An 18,235-nucleotide genomic window follows, 5' to 3' on the forward strand; every position below is an offset into this window, starting at 1 on the left:
AACATTATGTCCCGGACTCATGATTATTGTTATACCGGTCGCACAGTCACTTCGTTTACATTGACATGTGCTGGTTGTGTTAGTGCATAAACTATCGCATCTGCTATGTTTTCAGGATCTAGTTTCTTACGACCACCAAAGTCACTATGTTCTGTCATTGGTGTATCCACCATACCTGGTAAGATGCTTGTCGTTTTAATACCTGTTTTAGCTAATTCCTTTTCTAAGCCATTAAAAATCATCAGTACGGCAGATTTCGTTGCACTATATAAGGCACTGGCTTTAGAAACTTCATTCGCAGATATTGAAGCTAAATTCACAACATGTCCTGCTCCTTGTGCCTCGAACTTAGGTAATATCGCATTCAGACTATATAGAAGGCCTTTAATATTTGTATCTACCATTGCATCCCATGCGTCAACTTGATAGTCTGTGATTTTAGAAGAGCGCATAAGACCTGCACAGTTAACAAAGATATCGACCTGTCCAAATCTATCGATGGCTTGCGCAACTAATGCATCAACGTCTGTTTGAATGGTTACATCTGTAGGTACAATGTGTACGGCCTCTTCATTTAATGTTTGTGCGACTTGGTTTAATTTATCTTCATTACGTCCAGCTAAGACGACTTTGACACCTTGTGTCGCAAGTGCTTTCGCTGTTGCTGCACCAATACCGCTACTTGCGCCAGTAATAATTGCTACGCGTCCATTTAATTCTGTCATTTCACTTCATCCTTTACTATAGATTCATTGAATACATTACCATATTTCATATACATTAAACCTTCATAACTGTTCCCGGGAAATATTATCATGAAAACACTGAGAAGAATTGTAATCTTTATGAAAACGTATTAAAGTTAATGTATATACTTAAATCATTGGGCATATATAAAGATAGGAGGAGTCGCAATGACATTTGAAGAACGTATTCAAGCGTTACGCGCTGAAAAGAGTAGAACAAGTTTCTCATTCCATTTCATCGATTTATATAGTGAGGATGAATGGATGAATATGAGCGTGAAACAACGTACACGCCAAGAAAGAGAATTTATCGCACAATTGGACGAAATACCACGTGTAAGAATGCCATTCTCTAGTCAAGAAGGGTATAAATTCAAGTTATATAATCAAGAATACCAATACAATGAAGTTAAGAAGAATTTCAAAGATTTATAATATGCAAAGGGAGCAAGACAGAAATAATGTTTTCTCAAAATTTATTTCGTTGTCCTGCTCCAGCAAGGATGACTAGGTTTGAAAAACGCTTGATTGAAGCGCATTTTCAAATCAGTCATTTACTGTCAAAATGATAAAGAGGCTGAGACATTTGAGTATGTCCCAGCCTTTTTCAACACATTATTCCAGAATGATTAGGGGTATATTTATGGTATGCCTTCGACTGCTCACCAACGAAGGCATATAAGGTTCTTGAATGTTAATAGGAGGCCATTCAATTTGAATTAATTTGTAACGAGTGTTTTACGTTCGAGTCCATAGTAATATAGTCGTTCTGCATCAATGTACGGAATAGAATCGATAGTCAAGTAGCCATCTTTAATATCACCGATCATTCCTTGATTAACACCAGTTTTTAAATAAATTTCGTAACTGCCTTCATCAGAAAAAACAACTTCTTCAATTACTTTTCTCATCAGTATCACTTCCCATTACTTATTCCTTACAATTCTTATCATACACCCTTTTAAAAAATTTTAAAGTCTTTTGTGATACTTTTCACAAATAGTTCACTTTTTTGAAAATGAAAGTAATTGAAGGGATTTATGTATGTGGAATATACATGGCATTCAGTATTAACATTTGCTTGTTTTTGTTGTGACAATTTCATATTGAAAAAACTATAAAGTAGTTCTTAGATAGATATTCACTTGCTTAAGTTATTTCGCTTTCCTGCGGGAAAGGCTCAAGCCTGTAGTCTTGAGACACTTTCTTTTCCGCTAGGAGTCTTATAACTTCGCTACGTTATCTATCTTAGAACTACTCACCAATGCGCTAAAGCACTTAGGTTCAGGTAATTATACTTTTATGTTACCCCTCTTAACTATGATGTATATTCTATGGTTTAATTAATATGGTAACACTTAATATTTTTACGATTTAAAATATAAAATCATGGTTTAACATTAAATATTTTAAATTGAATACACTCGGCATTAAAGACTTTCTCTATTAAATCCTCTACACTTTCAAATTCATCATAGTTTTCATATGGATCAATAATATAAAACTTAGGTGTTTTACTATTTAATCCTATAATTCTGAATATCAAATATTTTTGAGGGTTCTCATACATGGCATATATTTCATTTAATGATAAGTAAAAAGGTTCATCCTCTTTTTTAGATTTAGTGGCTTTAATTTCAATATATTTTTCAACTGGACTATCTAAATTTTGAGGATCAAAAGCAATCATGTCATATCCATATCCGTGTAGTTCACCCATAGATGTATCAATTGTATTAATAAATTGTTCTTGTAAATTTTTATCAGATATATTTTTTTCAATTAAATTCATAAAATATTGATAAGCTAATTTTTCTCCAATTTGCCCTGTTATTTTGTTTTCTTTATGGGCTTTTTCAATGTCGTCATCAGTTTGTTTTTTAGTAGAGGTCTTATATTTTTTTACATATGTTGAAGCTTTAGGTTTATCTATTTGAGACATTTGAATATTTTTATTTTCATTAATACTTTCATTAAGTTCTTTAGTCTCTATTATTGTTACTATTTCATTAATATTTAATAATAACGCGTTATATTCATTTATATTAATTTTATTTACTAATCCGTTAAGTAATTTAATCATTTCTTTGTAGTCTGAAATCATCATATCCTCGGTATACACTTCAGTCTCAAAATCATAATACTTATAAATAATTGAACCGTGAGCATATCCACTTGGCAAATCCGATTTATCATATTTACTATCCTTATTATTTGAATAATAAAATCTACCTACTTCAAAGTTATTATCATCCAGATATGACGCTAAATACTTTGAAAGGGCAAGTGCTTTTTCTTTAGCTTTTTTTACACCCAAAGTTTTTTCTTTAATTTCGCTCCAACCTTGATTTAAAGAGAGATATACCCCTTTGCCTTCGGGGTGAAATAAATAAACAATGTAATAACCTTTTTGAGTGCTTTTAGTTATATTAGTGTTAAAGGTAGTAACCCATGGAACCATACTATAATTTCCCTTTCCAACACTTCCAGTAGTTAAAAGGTCTTTATTATTAGATAAATTTTCTAGCTGTTTGGGCAATAATTCTTCAATAATTGATGAATACTTGTCACTTAGGTCCCAATCTTTATTCGTTCTGACATCCTCGCTATTTTTCATTTTTATCAAATTCAAAACATTTTTTATATCTTTTATCATCTTGAATCCCTCTAATCATTATGTATATTACATATATTATTATATATTCAAAATAATAAAAGACACCATAGTGCAATTTAATATCTAACTAATTACACTATGGTGAACATTAATGTTATTCTTCTACAATATATCTATATATATCATCTCTAATTGATGTCTTCATAGTAAAATTCATTGTTACTACTCTATCACCAATATCTCGAATTTCTTCTTTAGCTGTTCCTTGGATGTATTCTGCTTCTCCTAAATAATAATGAAGTCTTCCTTCAGCATCACTTTTCTTTACAAAAATATAAACTTTTTTATTTTTCTCTTTATGGTTAATAATATCTTGTATTTCATTACTTTTTAATGATGCATTTGCTCTTGAAACCCAAGCTAATTCATCTTGGCTTATGAAATGATCTTCATATTTAATATTATCTTCTATATCTTCAGATTTTTTATATGTAATAAATACTGGAATATGATCATCTAACACTCTATAACCATAAATGTTATTACTCATATTTTTTTCATCATTTCTCCAGTTTACTAATTTTAGAAAATCTAATCTCGAATATTGATTATAAAGGATTAAGTCATTCCCTGAATTTTGAAACTTCTCATTATAATATTTAGCTAAACTAATTAAATCGTCTACATATATTTGATATTGCATATCTGCCAAATATTTTTTAAATGAAGCGCTCAAACTATATTTATTTCCATTCTTAGTTATAATTGGATTACCATATCTCGCATGTTCTGCTTGACCAAAATATTCTAATGTTAATATTTTTAAAGAAGTGTTAATATCCTCATTATTAAGATGATTCAATTCATCATATATTTCTTCACCTATTTGACCTTTATTGATTATATATTCAAGTACTAAATAATCCGAATTTTTTAATCCAGGTGATATTTCTCGTGATAAGAAACACAAATTTTTTGTTGCATCATCTGAGAGTTCCAATTGCGTATAGTTATATTTTTTCAAAAATTCATGATAACTGCTAAATTTAGATAATATAACCTGTGGATCAATTGAATTTTGTTTAATAAAGTCCATGAGCAATGGCATACGACCTATTCGCTCTTCGACTGTCTTGAAAGCATCGATAATAATCTTAACACTATTTAATTTAGCATTATCGATTGAATCATAGATTTTTTTCTTAGCTATTTCTTCAAAGTTAATCGTTGATATACCTTCTATTTGATTAGGATTACTTAGAAATTGACGGTATGCATTTTTATTTTGTGATTGATTGTCTGATAATGCTATTGGAATGAGATAATTATTTTTATAGTTTCCTATGAAATCTATGATTGTAACATATTCTTTTTCAGAACTTTTTCTCAATCCTCTACCTAACTGTTGTATAAATATAATACTAGACTGCGTGCCCCTTAACATTATAATTTGATTTACTTCCGGTATGTCTATACCTTCATTGAATAAATTAACTGTAACGATATAATTAATTTCACCATTAATTAGTTCATTTGTTACTTTCATTCTTTTATTAGGGCTATCACTACCAATCAATGACTTACTTGGAATATTTCTAGCTGTCAGCATTTCTGCTATTTCAATAGCTTCTTCTTTTCTACTAACAAATATTAAACCTCTTAACTTATCGCCTGAAAAACCGTAATAATCAGCTTTTTCAACTATATGATTAATCCTCTCTTCAGAGGTTAAATCTTTCAAATCTGTAAAATCATCACTTTCTACTCCGTTGTGTACGTAATCCGTCACTCCATAGTAATGAAACGGACAAAGTATTTTACTTTCTAAAGCTTTAGGTAATCTAATTTCATATGCAATATTATTATCAAATAATTCGAATATGTTACCATCATCTGTTCTCTCGGGCGTTGCTGTCATTCCTAACATAAAATCAGGTTTAAAATAGTTGAAAATCATTTGATATGTTTTAGCATCAGTTCGATGTGCTTCATCAAACACAATATAATCAAACTCATCACTTTCGAAATTTTTATAATTATCATTTCTACTTAATGATTGAATAGTTGCAAAAACATATTTTGCAGTATTTTCTTTTTGAGTTCCTGTATATAAACCAAAGGATTGCTGATTTTCATGCGGGAATACTTTGATAAATTCTTGACGCGCTTTCTTTAAGATACTTTCATTATGAACAATAAACAAAAATTTATTAGGTCTATAATTTCTCACATCTAGAGCACATAAAATAGTTTTACCTGTACCAGTAGCTGATATAACTAACCCTTTATGTTCACCTGTCTCTCTTAATTGACTTAAAGACATTAAGGCCTCTTCTTGCATTATATTTGGTTTGATTTCATTGGTTTTTTCGAATTTATTTAATAAAGTGTTTTGTTCATTATTGATTTCAAATAAGTTTTTATAAAGTTTTGGACTAAATGATTGCTCATAGTTTTCGATCCATTGTTCATTTAAAGGTGTACTATTACCCCATAACTCTTCAAATTGATATTTAATGTTATATATTAAATCCCCATTTTTATGAGTTGATAACAATACATTATGTTCATAATTTACTTTCATCGCAGTTGATGTTAAATTAGAGCTTCCAATAATCATAGAAGAATAGTTATCATGCTCAAAAATGTAACCTTTTGCATGAAAACCTTCAATATCAGTTAAACGTACTTCAACATTATTTAACTTCAATAACTCTTTATACATCTTTGGCGTATTAAATCCTAGATAATTTGATGTAATTAGCTTCCCTTTTATGCCCTTTTTGTTTAAATCATAGAGTACTGATTTTATACTCGCTAACCCACTTTCAGTAATGAAGGCTACTGAAATATAAAATGCCTTACATTTATTTAACTCATTTAAAATCGTAGTTAATACATTTTGATTTCTATCATTAATTAATATTTTAGGGTTTAGATTGCCTTCATTAACAACGTTTTTATCTATAAAGCCCTTATTTAAAGACTGCTTTAAATTTTCCACAATATTATTATTCATTATTTTCACCAGTCGAAATCAATTCTACAGCAGGAATATCTGCTGGCGCCCATTGAAGTGTCTTTAATTCATCTATATGTAACCATTTGATCTCTTTGTGCTCAGTTAACGTCGGCATTTGATTATTTAAGGTACATTTAAACGTCGTTAATTTTACAATACCAAACTCATATTCATGTTCTGTTGTAGTCACTTTTTCCCCAACTACTAAATCACATTTCATTTCTTCTTTTATTTCTCTGATTAATGCTTCTTTTTCTGATTCTCCAGACTCAATTTTGCCACCTGGAAATTCCCACATTAATGGTAATGACATATTCTCACTACGTTGTGCACATAAAACTTTACCCTCTGAATAAATTATTGCACCAACAACATTTATAACCTTTTTCATAGAAAACACCCACACCTTTTACTTTTATTAATTATAATTTTATCAAAACTTATATGATCATCAATGCTCTAATTTAAAGTTCACATTTGTTTTTCAAAATTTATATCAATCTTTTTAAATTATAATTTTGAAATCATATTACATAATGATAACTCAACAATTTATTGATACTTTCAGTCCATTTTTTGATAACGTATACCTTAATGCTTGGTTTATAATTAACTTACATTAGATCGATCTGATGTACGAGGATATGAGGTCCTCAATTGATAAAATTCGTTAGAGGTTCATCTTAACTGGAGAGTAAGATGGGTCTCTTTCTTTTTTTCTATATTTTTTTGAATGAAGTAAAAAGTTTGATATTTTTAGCTAAAGTTTTGATATTGGGAGCGGTATTCTATTTGAATAATATATTGTACAATTTAAGTGTATTAGATTTATATCTAATACACACAGGTTTTGAAGAGGCTGGGAAATACAACCATTACATATTATATTTCCCGACAGCTCATCTTAGCGGAAACTGGGATGAGTTGGTTTTATAGTTTTTGAAATATTTGTTCATAATACGTTTGACAAGTCAGTCAACTCAACATGAATCAACAGCCTAGATTACGTAATCTAAAGAAGAACCCATAATTCTTTATTCAATGTCAGGATGTATTATGATCGGTGTTTCGAGGAATACGCAATTACATGATGCTAATTAATACTTACTCTCTGATGCTTTATCTAAGTATTAATTAAAGCGGAATCGCTTTTAGAGAAATATGAGCGTGATGTATGGGGATACATCAAAGTTGAACCCCATAAACATTTAAGCTGATCACTTAAGTGTTTATGGGGTCTTCTTTTGCATTTACGGCTATAATCCTAATTCTTTAATAAACTGAACCAGTTCATCTTTCATCTTTGGATCTTTCAGGGCATACTCGATTGTTGTTTTAACGAATCCTAATTTCTCGCCAACATCATAACGATCACCGTCGAAGTCATATGCATATACAGGAATATCACTATTCATACGTTCAATCGCATCTGTGAGTTGAATTTCGTTTCCTGCGCCTTCTTTTTGTGTTTCGAGGTAATCAAATATTTCTGGTGTTAAGATGTAACGACCCATGATGGCAAGGTTCGATGGTGCTGTACCTTGTTTCGGTTTCTCAACAAATTGTTTGACTTCGTAACGGCGTCCTTCTTTTCCTAGTGGATCGATAATACCATATCGATGTGTGACACTCTCTGGCACTTCTTGAACACCAATGACTGAATGGCCTGTTTCTTCATAAACGTTCATCAATTGTTTAATTGCAGGTGTTTCTGATTCAACGATGTCATCACCTAATAAGACTGCGAAGGGTTCATTCCCTATGAATTGACGAGCGGTATGTATCGCATGGCCTAATCCTTTTTGTTCTTTTTGTCGAACGTAGAAGATGTTTGCTAAGTCTGTTGAATATTGTACTTTCTCTAGTAACTCATCTTTACCTTTGGCTTCAAGAACCATTTCTAATTCTTTTTGGTTGTCAAAGTGATCTTCAATTGCGCGTTTATGTTTACCAGTTACGATGATAATATCTTCAATTCCTGCACGTGAAGCCTCTTCCACTATGTATTGAATTGTTGGTTTATCTAAGATTGGAAGCATTTCTTTCGGCATCGCTTTAGTAGCTGGTAAGAATCGTGTCCCTAGACCAGCAGCAGGTATGATTGCTTTTTTTATCTGTTTCAAACTCAAGTAACTCCTTTGCACATTGTGTCTTTTATATCATTTTTTAGTTTATCACGCTTTGGAAGTCTTTCCTAGTGATAGCCTATGATACCCCATTGTTTGAGGATGCTTTTAAGTTCTATTCTAGAATTTTGTAACAAATCTAAATCAATATCGTTCGCTATTGAAAACGCGCATTATATCTTTCTTTAGTATTGCTATCTAGACTTATAACCTATGGTTAAAAAAATTGCCACTCTAACGAGCGACAATTATTATTACATATTATACAAACAAACTAATGAATAAGATAAAGATGATACCTGATACAGAAATAATGGTTTCAAGTAATGACCATGTTAGGAATGTTTCTTTTACGGTTAAACCGAAGTATTCTTTAAACATCCAGAAGCCTGCGTCGTTAACATGAGATAAGATAACACTTCCGGCGCCTATTGCGAGCACAACGAGTGCAACGTTTACGTCAGAGTGTTGCAATAATGGTAAAACGATACCTGTGGTAGAAATGGCAGCTACTGTAGCTGAGCCTAATGCGATACGTAATACGGCTGCTACAATCCAAGCAAGTAAGATTGGTGACATGGTTGAACCTTCGAACATTTTCGCGATGGTATCGCCTACGCCGCCATCAATCAGTACTTGTTTGAATGTACCACCACCGCCAATGATTAAAATCATCATACCTATTGGATAGATGGCGTTGGTAACTGACTTCATAATATCGTCCATTTTTCTACCACGATTTAAGCCCATAGAGAAGATCGCAAAGATAACTGAAATTAACATTGCTGTACCTGCAGTACCAATGAAGTAAACAATTTGTTCAAATAAATTTGTAGCTGCTTCATGGCCTGTAATTAATTGTACAATAGTTGAAATTAACATTAAGATAACTGGCAACACAGCTGTAAATAAACTTAATCCGAAGCTTGGCATTTCAGATTCTTTGAATTCTCTTTGAGATCCTAATGCTGAGATATCCCCTTCACGCGTATAGGCAGAAGGAATAATTTTTTGTGCGATTTTATTAAATATTGGTCCAGCGATAATGGTTACTGGAATGGCAATGATAATACCAAATAGCAATACTTGACCAACGTTCGCTTTTAATTCTTTTGCAATAACAACGGGGCCAGGGTGTGGTGGTAAGAAACCGTGTGTTACTGATAAAGCCGTCACCATTGGTAAACCTAATTTAAGTGGTGAGACTTTCGCACGTTTAGCAATTGTAAATACTAATGGAATTAATAGAACTAACCCTACCTCGAAGAATAGTGCGATACCTACAATAAAGGCTGCGATTAGCATTGCCCATTGCACGTGTTTCGGTCCAAATTTAGCAATCAATGTGTCGGCAATTCGATTGGCACCGCCACCATCAGCAAGTAATTTACCAAGCATGGCACCTAATCCAAAGATTAGCGCAATGTGACCGAGTGTACTTCCCATGCCCGCTTCTATGGTTTCCATAATTTTATTTAATGGCATACCTAGTAATATCGCATTGACAACAGAAGTGATGATTAATGAAATAAACGTGTTCAATTTTAAGAAAATAATTAATGACAAAAGTAATAAAATCCCAATAACAACACTGATAATTGGCCAAATATCTCCAAACATCGTAAACCCTCCTAATGTTTTCTTTTTCTAATTTAATAATTTACTCCATGTGCTTACGTTGAAAGTCTGCAATTTCTGCATAACGTTCTTCTAATGAACGACTTAAGTTGATAAAGATGGATACTAACTGTTGATACACTTGAACTGTGTCTGGATCAGGTTGATGCGCGTTCGTTGTCCCGACCATTTGTTCAATAATTGAGTAGTCTTCAATGTCGCCTAATGCTTTCAAACCTAATACACATGCGCCTAAACAAGAGCTTTCATAGCTTTCAGGTACGATGAGATCTGTGTCGAAGATATCTGCCATCATTTGACGCCATACTTCACTCTTAGCAAAGCCGCCTGTTGCTTTGATTGTACTTGGTGTTTCATTCATGACTTCCACAAGCGCAAGATAGACTGTATACAGGTTATAAAGTACACCCTCTAATGCGGCACGTATCATATGTTCCTTTTGATGAGAGAGCGTTAATCCGAAGAATGACCCACGCGCATCTGCGTTCCATAATGGTGCACGTTCCCCTGCAAGGTAAGGATGGAAAATAAGTCCTTCTGAACCTGGTTTAACTCGGCTAGCGATTTTAGTTAGTACATCATATGGGTCAACGCCTAAACGTTTCGCCGTTTCCACTTCACTTGCGAGTAATTCATCTCTCAACCATCTTAGTACGACACCGCCGTTATTTACGGGTCCACCAATAACATAATGGTCTTCGTCCAATACATAACAAAAGATACGACCTTTATAATCTGTGCGTGGTTTATTAATTACTGTGCGAATAGCACCAGATGTACCAATCGTGACAGCTACTTCGCCCTTTTTATAGCTGTTTACACCTAAGTTTGATAGTACGCCATCACTTGCGCCAACAATAATAGGCGTATCCTCATCTATGCCCATTAGGGTGGCGTAGCGTTTTTTCATGCCTTTAAGTATGTGTGTGGTAGGTACTAATTGTGGTAATTGTGCCTCAGTGATACCAAGTAATTCGAGTGCTTCTGCATCCCAATGGCGTGTTTCTAAATTAAACATACCTGTCGCGGATGCCATTGAATGGTCAATAACGTATGTTTCAAATAGTTGATAAAATATGTAAGTTTTTATATCAGCGAACATCGCCGTTTGTTTATAAATATCAGGTTGTTCATATTTCATCCAGAAGATTTTAGATAATGGTGACATTGGATGAATTGGTGTTCCTGTGCGTTGATATATGCCTGAGCCATGATGTTCCTTATTAATTAGTTCTGCGTATTTACTCGCGCGATTGTCTGCCCATGTAATACTTTCAGTCAAACGATGATGTTGTGCATCGAGTGCAATCAGACTATGCATTTGTGCACTAAATGCAATGAGTTTGATGTCTTCTTTTTTAATATTTGCTTCTCTTACAACATATTTCACAGTCATAAGAACGGCATCAAACAATTCGTCAGGATTCTCTTCAGATACATCAACATTGGGCGTATGTAAGGGGTAGCCAATGCTATGTTTCATGATAAATTGTCCATTTTCATCGTATAATACGGATTTCGTACTTGTTGTCCCAATGTCCACACCAATCATGTAGTTCATAGTATTCCTTCTTTCTTCTATTTATCTTAGCCAGAAACTTTCAATATCTTCGCCAACATCGTCGAAATTTAAATGAAAGGCTTCTCTTAATTTCGCTGAATCATAGTGTTCAATCGCCTCAACAAACACATTATGATTGTGATGAATGCGTTCAAAATCTGCTTTATCATGGTCCATACGTTGTCGCATGGATAACAATACGAGTGTTTCGATCACTGGTTTCAAATGTTTCCAGAATGTTTGTAAATATTGGTGATTTGATGCATGCATCATTGCTTCATGAAATTGAATGTCATGTTGTGTGAATGCTTCAGCATCTTCGAATTTAACTGCTACTTTCATCATTTCAAGATGTTTACGCATCTCTTTGATAATCGGTTCTCTATCTATATGTTTTATCTTTGCGAATGCAAACGACTCTAGCATTAATCGTAAATCATACAGTTCTTTCTTCTCTTGCTCACCAAATTGCAATACTTTAGCGCCCATGCGTTCTAATTGAATGAGTTGATCTGTTTGTAATAATTTAAAGGCGTCTCTAACTGGCGAACGGCTAACGTCAAATTGTTTAGCCACTTGATTCTCTGTAAGTAGTGTGCCCGCTTCAATCTCACCGCTTACAATTTGTAAACGTATTTCTGCTGCGACACCTTCCCCTTTAGACATGCCTCCAAGCCACTGTGCTGGATAACTTTCTTTCACATGCATCACTCCTATTCATTCAATTACAACTTGTATACAAGTATATTAATATATCGTATTTATTTTTGCAAACGCTTTCTTTTTTAAAAGTAAATATCCCGGTCCTAAATAGACCGGGATGGATAGTAACATGATTTATTTTTTCTCATTTGAAACTTCAATACAATAATGAGTTTCATGGCAATTTGGACATAGTAATTTACGTGTTTGCATAGTATGTCGCGCCACGATAAATTGTTTCACAGATGGTTTAAACGTATGTTGGCAATTTGGACACAAATATGAAATGTTTTTATAATAGAATGTCGTTAATCCTATGGCATAGGTTACTAAAATAGGCAAGATTGAAACGAAAGGCTTACTTGAACTTCTCAGTAAACTTGCAATTAGTCCTGTGTATTGAATAATACCAATGACGCCTGCGCTCATCCATACTTTCTTTCTAAATGTCTTCAATGTCGTAGATTGTTTCATCGCTTTATCTATGTCAGATAGATGATTGATTGGTGCGCTTAAGTGATCTGAAATGTACTGTTCTACATCATTGATATGCTGTAATGCTTTTGTTTGATCGTATATATGTGTTTGCAATGCTTCCTTATGTAGTTGAAGCATTGTTTTTAATGTCTGCATATCGCTATCTTCGTACAACAATGTTTTAATTTCATCTAACGTACAACCAAATTCCTTTAATAAGGCAATCAACTGTAATTGTTGTACATCGTCTTCATTGTAATATCTGCGATTTGATTCTGCTGTACGTTTCGCTGTTAATAAACCTTTACGATCATAATATTGTAGTGTTCGAACCGTTATACCTAGTTGATCAGCTAGCGCCCCAATAGTGTAATGTGACATAGTGTCCACCTCCTACATTGAATATAGTATATGACGTAACGTCACATTCAAGACCTTTTGATAAATGATGTTATCGGTCAGTCTAAAGGCAGTCTTATTTATCTTCAATCCATGATTTTATATGATCAATAATTCCTACAGTGCCATTAGGTAATTGTTCAAGTACAGATGGAAAATCCATGTGCCCAATACCAGGATAGACGATTTCCTTCGTTTCACCGCCGTAGCGCTTATACTGCTCCATAGTGGCTTGTGAATCTGTATACGGGATAATTTCATCATCCTGACCAGAGATAAATAGTAACTTTGGAAATTGTTCAATTTCTTCAATATCTGGAAGATAATCTGCTTTAATTGTATATAATAAATCAGTGATGATCGTCTTAATCGGGGCGACAAAGGATAAGATATCTAGTCCGTTTTCTTTTCGTGCGTATACTGTTTTCTTTAAGATGTATTGTGGCAAGTTTTTGATGGCAGTAATTTCATCTTTGAAATGGTCACGCTTACTATCTGTTGAGAATAAACGTGCAAGCATACTCGTGTTTGGCGTAATTTTAGCTGCGCTACTTAAATAAACAAGATGAGATATCGGTAGTTTATTAAATTTCAATAGACGTGTGCCAATCATCCCTCCCATTGAATACCCAATAATCATGACCTTTTCAAGGTGTTGTGTGGCAACGATTTGTTCCAAAACATCTTCAATTCGTTCAGAGTAATCATCTAAAGTATGGTTATTACGATCAATCTTTGAACTTTTACCACGACTAGGACAATTAATGAAAATCATTTTATACTCTCTGAAGTAGGGTTCGAACATGGTCATAATACGGTATGTCATGATAGCACCATGTATAAATACGATTGCTCTATTTGATGTTGGATTGCCCGCGAAAGCGACTTCTACTTGTTCGTTATGATAATTTTTTAATTGATAAATTTGTGTTTTAAAATGTTTTCTGTTCATAATCAACCTCAAAAATCCCTATATTACTAAATTATTATTTTATCATAAAATTATCAAAACAGAGACAAATTAAAAAAGCATAACTTATAAAATTGTTACAGGTTACGTACAATTCAATAAGTTACGCTTTATCGTTTAACGTTATTCATTATTATCTGAAATCGCAGAATGAATGGATTGCATTTTAGATTCTACATCTGAAATTTCAAGGGCACAGTCTTTTAACATATCGCTATAATCTTCTGTATTAGCGTTATTTTTATAACGAATTTTATGTTCTAAACTTGCCCACATATCCATGCCAATGGTTCTAATTTGAATCTCTACAGGTAATGTTTCCACTTTATTGGATAAGAATACGGGAATTGTCACAACGATATGTAAACTACGATACCCATTTTCTTTCGGATTTTTAATATAATCTTTACGTTTGAGAAGTTTAACGTCTTCTTGTTTTAGGAGCATCTTCTCAATGACATATATATCTTCTAAATAGTTACAAACGACACGAATTCCCGCAATATCAAGAATATGTTTACGCGCACTTTCTGCACTAATTTCGACTTGCTTACGATGTAGCTTTTTAATTAGACTATTCATTTCTTTTACACGTCGTTCCATATGATGAATCGGATTATGTTTATAAACATAGTTAAAGTTGTCATCGAGAATATCTAATTTGGTGCTGATTTCTTTTAAGGCTGAGGCGTATAAATGATCGAGTTCTACGAAACCAATTAATCTATCAAAGGCTTCATCTCCATCTTTGAAATGATGTAAGTTATCTTTAAATTCACTTCGTAATTCTTCTATATACAATGATGGTTTTCTTTCTACATACATAGTATTTCCTCCTTAATCATCACTGTTTATTATATCGAATTACAAAATAAACTAAAAATAATACTCTTTTATTGCAGATTATTTTAGAACTTTCAATTGATAATGAAAACGCACGACGTTGAAACAGCATTCTGTTTGAACACATTGTTTCAGCCTCGTGCATTGATTTTATTACGATGATTCACTTTTTTTATGTTCAATGACTGTCGTACCACGATTATCAGCAATAGCTTGCGCGCGTTTCGTGGCGTCTGCTTTCTTCTCAAAAGTATCGGACGCTTGTTTCGCCCCTTCTGTTTTCACTTTCCATTCCTCATCTTCAAAATATACATGTACATTTTTGTCATTGAGTTTTGGATTCGCTGATTGATCCTTTTGGTGTTGTGTGACATGCTTGTGCTTTAATTCATCAAGCTCTGCTTTCGATGCATCTTTATACCAATCTTTAGCTTGTTGTGTTGCAATTGGTATAACATCGCCTTCTTTATAACCATCTTTCAACATTGCATTACCAATATCGATGGCTTTTTTTCGTTCTAATTCATCAAAGTGCTTCCACGTATTCGGATAATCGTCCATCGTCCAAGGCATGGTATCAATCTCCTTTTTTAATTGATAGTTAGCTTTACCACTATCACCAGAAGTGAAACTCGATGATGGTATTATGCTTTAATTGCAGCTCCATCTTCAACTTCATTAATATCTTTACGTGTATGCACACAATTATTTTGCAGTCGCATTAATGCCGATTTAATGTAATTATATTGCGGTAAATCGGAAAGTTCATTAATTTCAAGTCTGCTTTGAAGTTCGAAATGTTTCGCTAAGTTCTCAAAGGTAACAAGGTATTCTCCCATTTGATGATCAGAAATACGTTGACGTTGATGATCTTGCATTGCACGCATTAACATAAAGTTAATTTCTTCTAATGCGAAGATACTTGGATAATAATAACGAATCACTTCTTGATTTGAGAATAATTCACCACTTGCTGAATTATTAATTTGTGTCATGTTACTCATTTTCACTGATAAAGCTAAGCTTTCATCTCTTTCACGTAAATCATCTTGGTAATGATTTTCTGAGAATAAATATTGGAAGATAACGGCTTCTTTACGAACCACTTCTGCAATCGTTCGTGGTAACATGGCGGATGCTGTTTGTCGATTAATAAGTAAGATCCCAACAACTGCGATGGCAATACCAATCAATACATCAAAGATACGTGTATAGGCAATTGAAATGGACAGGTTATCTGATGCTAAACCATTTAATAATATAACTTGGATTGTAATAAAGATTACCGCAAAGGCATAGTTAGAACCTACAAATGTTTCAGTAACCATTGCCGCAAGACCCATAATGATGACTGCGATAACCAAGTGTGGATTGAAATATAGTATTGCTGATAATACGAGTGTACCTAAGATGGTACCTAAGCCACGGGCTACAGAACGGTCTAACATGCGTCGTGTTGTCATACCTAATAAGATGGTATGCGCCGTTAATGGAATCCAGTAAGATTTTTGGATATTAAATGCTAATGAAATAAAAATGGCCACTGCCATAATTACGGCATAAATCAAAGTATTTCGAAATACGATAGAATCTAACGTTAAATTATGAATGATACGTTGACTGTAAAGTGGCTTACGAACACTCGCTTCATGTTCAATTTGGTTAGAATCTAAGTTTGTAATTTCATCGATTTTCAAGATATATTGCCATAAATCGTCAAACACTTCATCAACATTGACTTCTTTCGTCCATTTTTCTCGTGCTGCTGATGTGCGATATGCATTGCGTATTGCAACGTCCATCATTTCAACTAATTCATTTGGAATTGGGCGTATACCTTTTTCATGTAATTCCAATAGCTCTGAATACAAACCTTGTGCTGAGGTATGTAGCAATAACAATCTTTGGAAGCGTGGACTTAATTTTTGATCAGCCCCAGCTGTTGCAGTGATTAACAATTCATCAGAGTTCTTGAATTGTGTTACTGCTGCTTTGGCACTCTCTTTAAACTTGTCAACATCGTTATAATTGTGCATTAATTCTTTAATCATGTTAAAGTCAGCATTAATTGCTCTATTTTCAATCTTTTGCTTTTGGAAAAGGATTGTCAAAATAACTACAAATGTAGCAATCGCACCACCAATAAGAATGGCAACACCGCGGTACAGTGCTTCATTTGGTGCTACTGGCAAGTTGCTCGGTAAACAAAATGTTACAAGGAAGAAAGTTGAAGACGGTCCAGCTATCTTCAATGCACTGAAGATATAATAAGGAATGACCGTAACTAATAATAATGTCACACCATATAGAATCGGTTCAGTAACCGTAAGTGTTCCCAGTATCATACATACGGCAAATGAGAGTGAACATAAGATAACTGTTCTAATCATTGAACGTGGTGAGCTTTTGAACACATAAATATGTGCCAATGTCCCAGTTGACACGAGCAATCCTAGTGCGAAATTACCTAGGAAATAACCTAATAGAGCTGGGATTATTAATAACAAGCCCTGTCTGATACCTTTCATCGGGTCAACTTTACTTGTATCAAATGTGATAAGTGATTTTAAAACATTTCCCAATGTTATCTTTCCTTTCTATAAAACATACATATTCAATGATAACACTTTTTATTCGTTTATATGATAGTGATTGTTTAAATAATAAAAAGGTAGGATTGAAATCATCGCTTCACAATTGACTTCTTATCCTACCTTAGTAATGTTTACGTTATGAAATTAACTTTAATTATTTTACTTCAGCTACGTCGATCACTGGTTTTTCTGTAATATAGTTACCGATATTTTCACTAAACACTTTAAAATGATCTGAATGATTGTGTGCTTCAACAGCAGCTTGATCTTTATAGTTCTCTACAACTACGAACGTATTACGTTCACTTACATCTTCATAGTGACTATAAAATGTATTACCTTCTTCTTCACGTGCATGTTTGACTAAATTCGTCATTAAATCTAAATAGGCATCACGATGTTCTTCGCTTACTTTAAGTTTTGCATTAATAATAATCATACATTTCACCCTCAATTTGTGATTTATTCACTATCATCTTACCACTTCCACACATATAAAACAGGAGTGGGACAGAATTCTTTTTAAATTCGTCGTCCACT

General features: G+C 33.3%; 16 protein-coding genes. 1 reads left to right on the plus strand and 15 read right to left on the minus strand.

Going from position 1 to position 18,235, the window contains the following annotated elements:
• Positions 1-29: 29 nt before the first annotated feature.
• Complete coding sequence (locus KA828_RS03885) at positions 30-725, minus strand: SDR family oxidoreductase (RefSeq protein WP_210125448.1); 696 nt, start codon at positions 723-725, stop codon at positions 30-32.
• Between the two features lie 189 nt (positions 726-914).
• Here KA828_RS03885 and KA828_RS03890 point away from each other — a divergent pair, with 189 nt between their 5' ends.
• A complete protein-coding gene (locus tag KA828_RS03890) occupies positions 915-1,181 on the plus strand; it encodes a DUF1413 domain-containing protein (RefSeq protein WP_070854710.1) in 267 nt (88 codons plus the stop codon).
• A 284-nt stretch (positions 1,182-1,465) separates the two neighbouring features.
• Here KA828_RS03890 and KA828_RS03895 read toward each other — a convergent pair whose 3' ends face one another.
• From KA828_RS03895 to KA828_RS03960, 14 genes are all read right to left on the minus strand, one after another.
• Positions 1,466-1,657 (minus strand): hypothetical protein, encoded by a 192-nt coding sequence (locus tag KA828_RS03895; RefSeq protein ID WP_053028767.1) that lies wholly within the window; start codon positions 1,655-1,657, stop codon positions 1,466-1,468.
• Positions 1,658-2,133: 476 nt separating this feature from the next.
• The gene (locus tag KA828_RS03900) at positions 2,134-3,402 is read right to left on the minus strand and encodes an MrcB family domain-containing protein (protein ID WP_210125449.1); all 1,269 of its coding nucleotides are present in this window, start codon (positions 3,400-3,402) and stop codon (positions 2,134-2,136) included.
• Between the two features lie 115 nt (positions 3,403-3,517).
• Entirely contained in the window at positions 3,518-6,382 is a 2,865-nt protein-coding gene (locus KA828_RS03905; RefSeq protein ID WP_210125450.1) for a DEAD/DEAH box helicase, read from the minus strand.
• On the minus strand, positions 6,375-6,776 hold the full coding sequence (locus KA828_RS03910) for a (deoxy)nucleoside triphosphate pyrophosphohydrolase (RefSeq protein ID WP_210125451.1): 402 nt from the start codon (positions 6,774-6,776) through the stop codon (positions 6,375-6,377). Before KA828_RS03910 ends, KA828_RS03905 begins: the two co-directional genes overlap by 8 nt.
• A gap of 865 nt (positions 6,777-7,641) precedes the next feature.
• The gene (gene galU / locus KA828_RS03915; RefSeq protein ID WP_053028771.1) at positions 7,642-8,508 is read right to left on the minus strand and encodes a UTP--glucose-1-phosphate uridylyltransferase GalU; all 867 of its coding nucleotides are present in this window, start codon (positions 8,506-8,508) and stop codon (positions 7,642-7,644) included.
• A 264-nt stretch (positions 8,509-8,772) separates the two neighbouring features.
• Positions 8,773-10,131, minus strand: a complete 1,359-nt coding sequence (locus KA828_RS03920) for a gluconate:H+ symporter (RefSeq protein ID WP_210125452.1) — start codon at positions 10,129-10,131, stop codon at positions 8,773-8,775.
• Positions 10,132-10,171: 40 nt separating this feature from the next.
• Entirely contained in the window at positions 10,172-11,710 is a 1,539-nt protein-coding gene (gene gntK / locus KA828_RS03925) for a gluconokinase (protein WP_210125453.1), read from the minus strand.
• Positions 11,711-11,731: 21 nt separating this feature from the next.
• A complete protein-coding gene (locus KA828_RS03930; RefSeq protein ID WP_228480688.1) occupies positions 11,732-12,376 on the minus strand; it encodes a GntR family transcriptional regulator in 645 nt (214 codons plus the stop codon).
• A 171-nt stretch (positions 12,377-12,547) separates the two neighbouring features.
• Complete coding sequence (locus KA828_RS03935) at positions 12,548-13,270, minus strand: MerR family transcriptional regulator (protein ID WP_210125455.1); 723 nt, start codon at positions 13,268-13,270, stop codon at positions 12,548-12,550.
• A gap of 94 nt (positions 13,271-13,364) precedes the next feature.
• Positions 13,365-14,240 (minus strand): alpha/beta fold hydrolase, encoded by an 876-nt coding sequence (locus KA828_RS03940; protein ID WP_053028776.1) that lies wholly within the window; start codon positions 14,238-14,240, stop codon positions 13,365-13,367.
• Between the two features lie 141 nt (positions 14,241-14,381).
• Complete coding sequence (locus tag KA828_RS03945; protein ID WP_053028777.1) at positions 14,382-15,083, minus strand: GTP pyrophosphokinase; 702 nt, start codon at positions 15,081-15,083, stop codon at positions 14,382-14,384.
• Between the two features lie 171 nt (positions 15,084-15,254).
• A complete protein-coding gene (locus tag KA828_RS03950) occupies positions 15,255-15,674 on the minus strand; it encodes a DUF2188 domain-containing protein (protein WP_210125456.1) in 420 nt (139 codons plus the stop codon).
• Between the two features lie 71 nt (positions 15,675-15,745).
• A complete protein-coding gene (locus KA828_RS03955) occupies positions 15,746-17,683 on the minus strand; it encodes an FUSC family protein (RefSeq protein ID WP_193838967.1) in 1,938 nt (645 codons plus the stop codon).
• A 166-nt stretch (positions 17,684-17,849) separates the two neighbouring features.
• Complete coding sequence (locus KA828_RS03960; protein WP_053028780.1) at positions 17,850-18,134, minus strand: putative quinol monooxygenase; 285 nt, start codon at positions 18,132-18,134, stop codon at positions 17,850-17,852.
• Positions 18,135-18,235 lie beyond the last annotated feature (101 nt).

The organism is Staphylococcus sp. GDY8P85P (genome assembly GCF_017892405.1).
GTDB classification, from domain to species: domain Bacteria; phylum Bacillota; class Bacilli; order Staphylococcales; family Staphylococcaceae; genus Staphylococcus; species Staphylococcus borealis.

Coding starts and splice junctions, on each gene's coding strand:
- KA828_RS03935 (WP_210125455.1), bottom strand. CDS start 13,270: ATGTCACATTACACTATTGGGGCGCTAGCTGATCAACTAGGTATAACG.
- KA828_RS03885 (WP_210125448.1), bottom strand. CDS start 725: ATGACAGAATTAAATGGACGCGTAGCAATTATTACTGGCGCAAGTAGC.
- KA828_RS03890 (WP_070854710.1), top strand. CDS start 915: ATGACATTTGAAGAACGTATTCAAGCGTTACGCGCTGAAAAGAGTAGA.
- KA828_RS03910 (WP_210125451.1), bottom strand. CDS start 6,776: ATGAAAAAGGTTATAAATGTTGTTGGTGCAATAATTTATTCAGAGGGT.
- KA828_RS03945 (WP_053028777.1), bottom strand. CDS start 15,083: ATGTATGTAGAAAGAAAACCATCATTGTATATAGAAGAATTACGAAGT.
- KA828_RS03930 (WP_228480688.1), bottom strand. CDS start 12,376: ATGTCTAAAGGGGAAGGTGTCGCAGCAGAAATACGTTTACAAATTGTA.
- KA828_RS03950 (WP_210125456.1), bottom strand. CDS start 15,674: ATGCCTTGGACGATGGACGATTATCCGAATACGTGGAAGCACTTTGAT.
- gntK (WP_210125453.1), bottom strand. CDS start 11,710: ATGAACTACATGATTGGTGTGGACATTGGGACAACAAGTACGAAATCC.
- KA828_RS03895 (WP_053028767.1), bottom strand. CDS start 1,657: ATGAGAAAAGTAATTGAAGAAGTTGTTTTTTCTGATGAAGGCAGTTAC.
- KA828_RS03900 (WP_210125449.1), bottom strand. CDS start 3,402: ATGATAAAAGATATAAAAAATGTTTTGAATTTGATAAAAATGAAAAAT.
- KA828_RS03920 (WP_210125452.1), bottom strand. CDS start 10,131: ATGTTTGGAGATATTTGGCCAATTATCAGTGTTGTTATTGGGATTTTA.
- KA828_RS03940 (WP_053028776.1), bottom strand. CDS start 14,240: ATGAACAGAAAACATTTTAAAACACAAATTTATCAATTAAAAAATTAT.
- KA828_RS03960 (WP_053028780.1), bottom strand. CDS start 18,134: ATGATTATTATTAATGCAAAACTTAAAGTAAGCGAAGAACATCGTGAT.
- KA828_RS03905 (WP_210125450.1), bottom strand. CDS start 6,382: ATGAATAATAATATTGTGGAAAATTTAAAGCAGTCTTTAAATAAGGGC.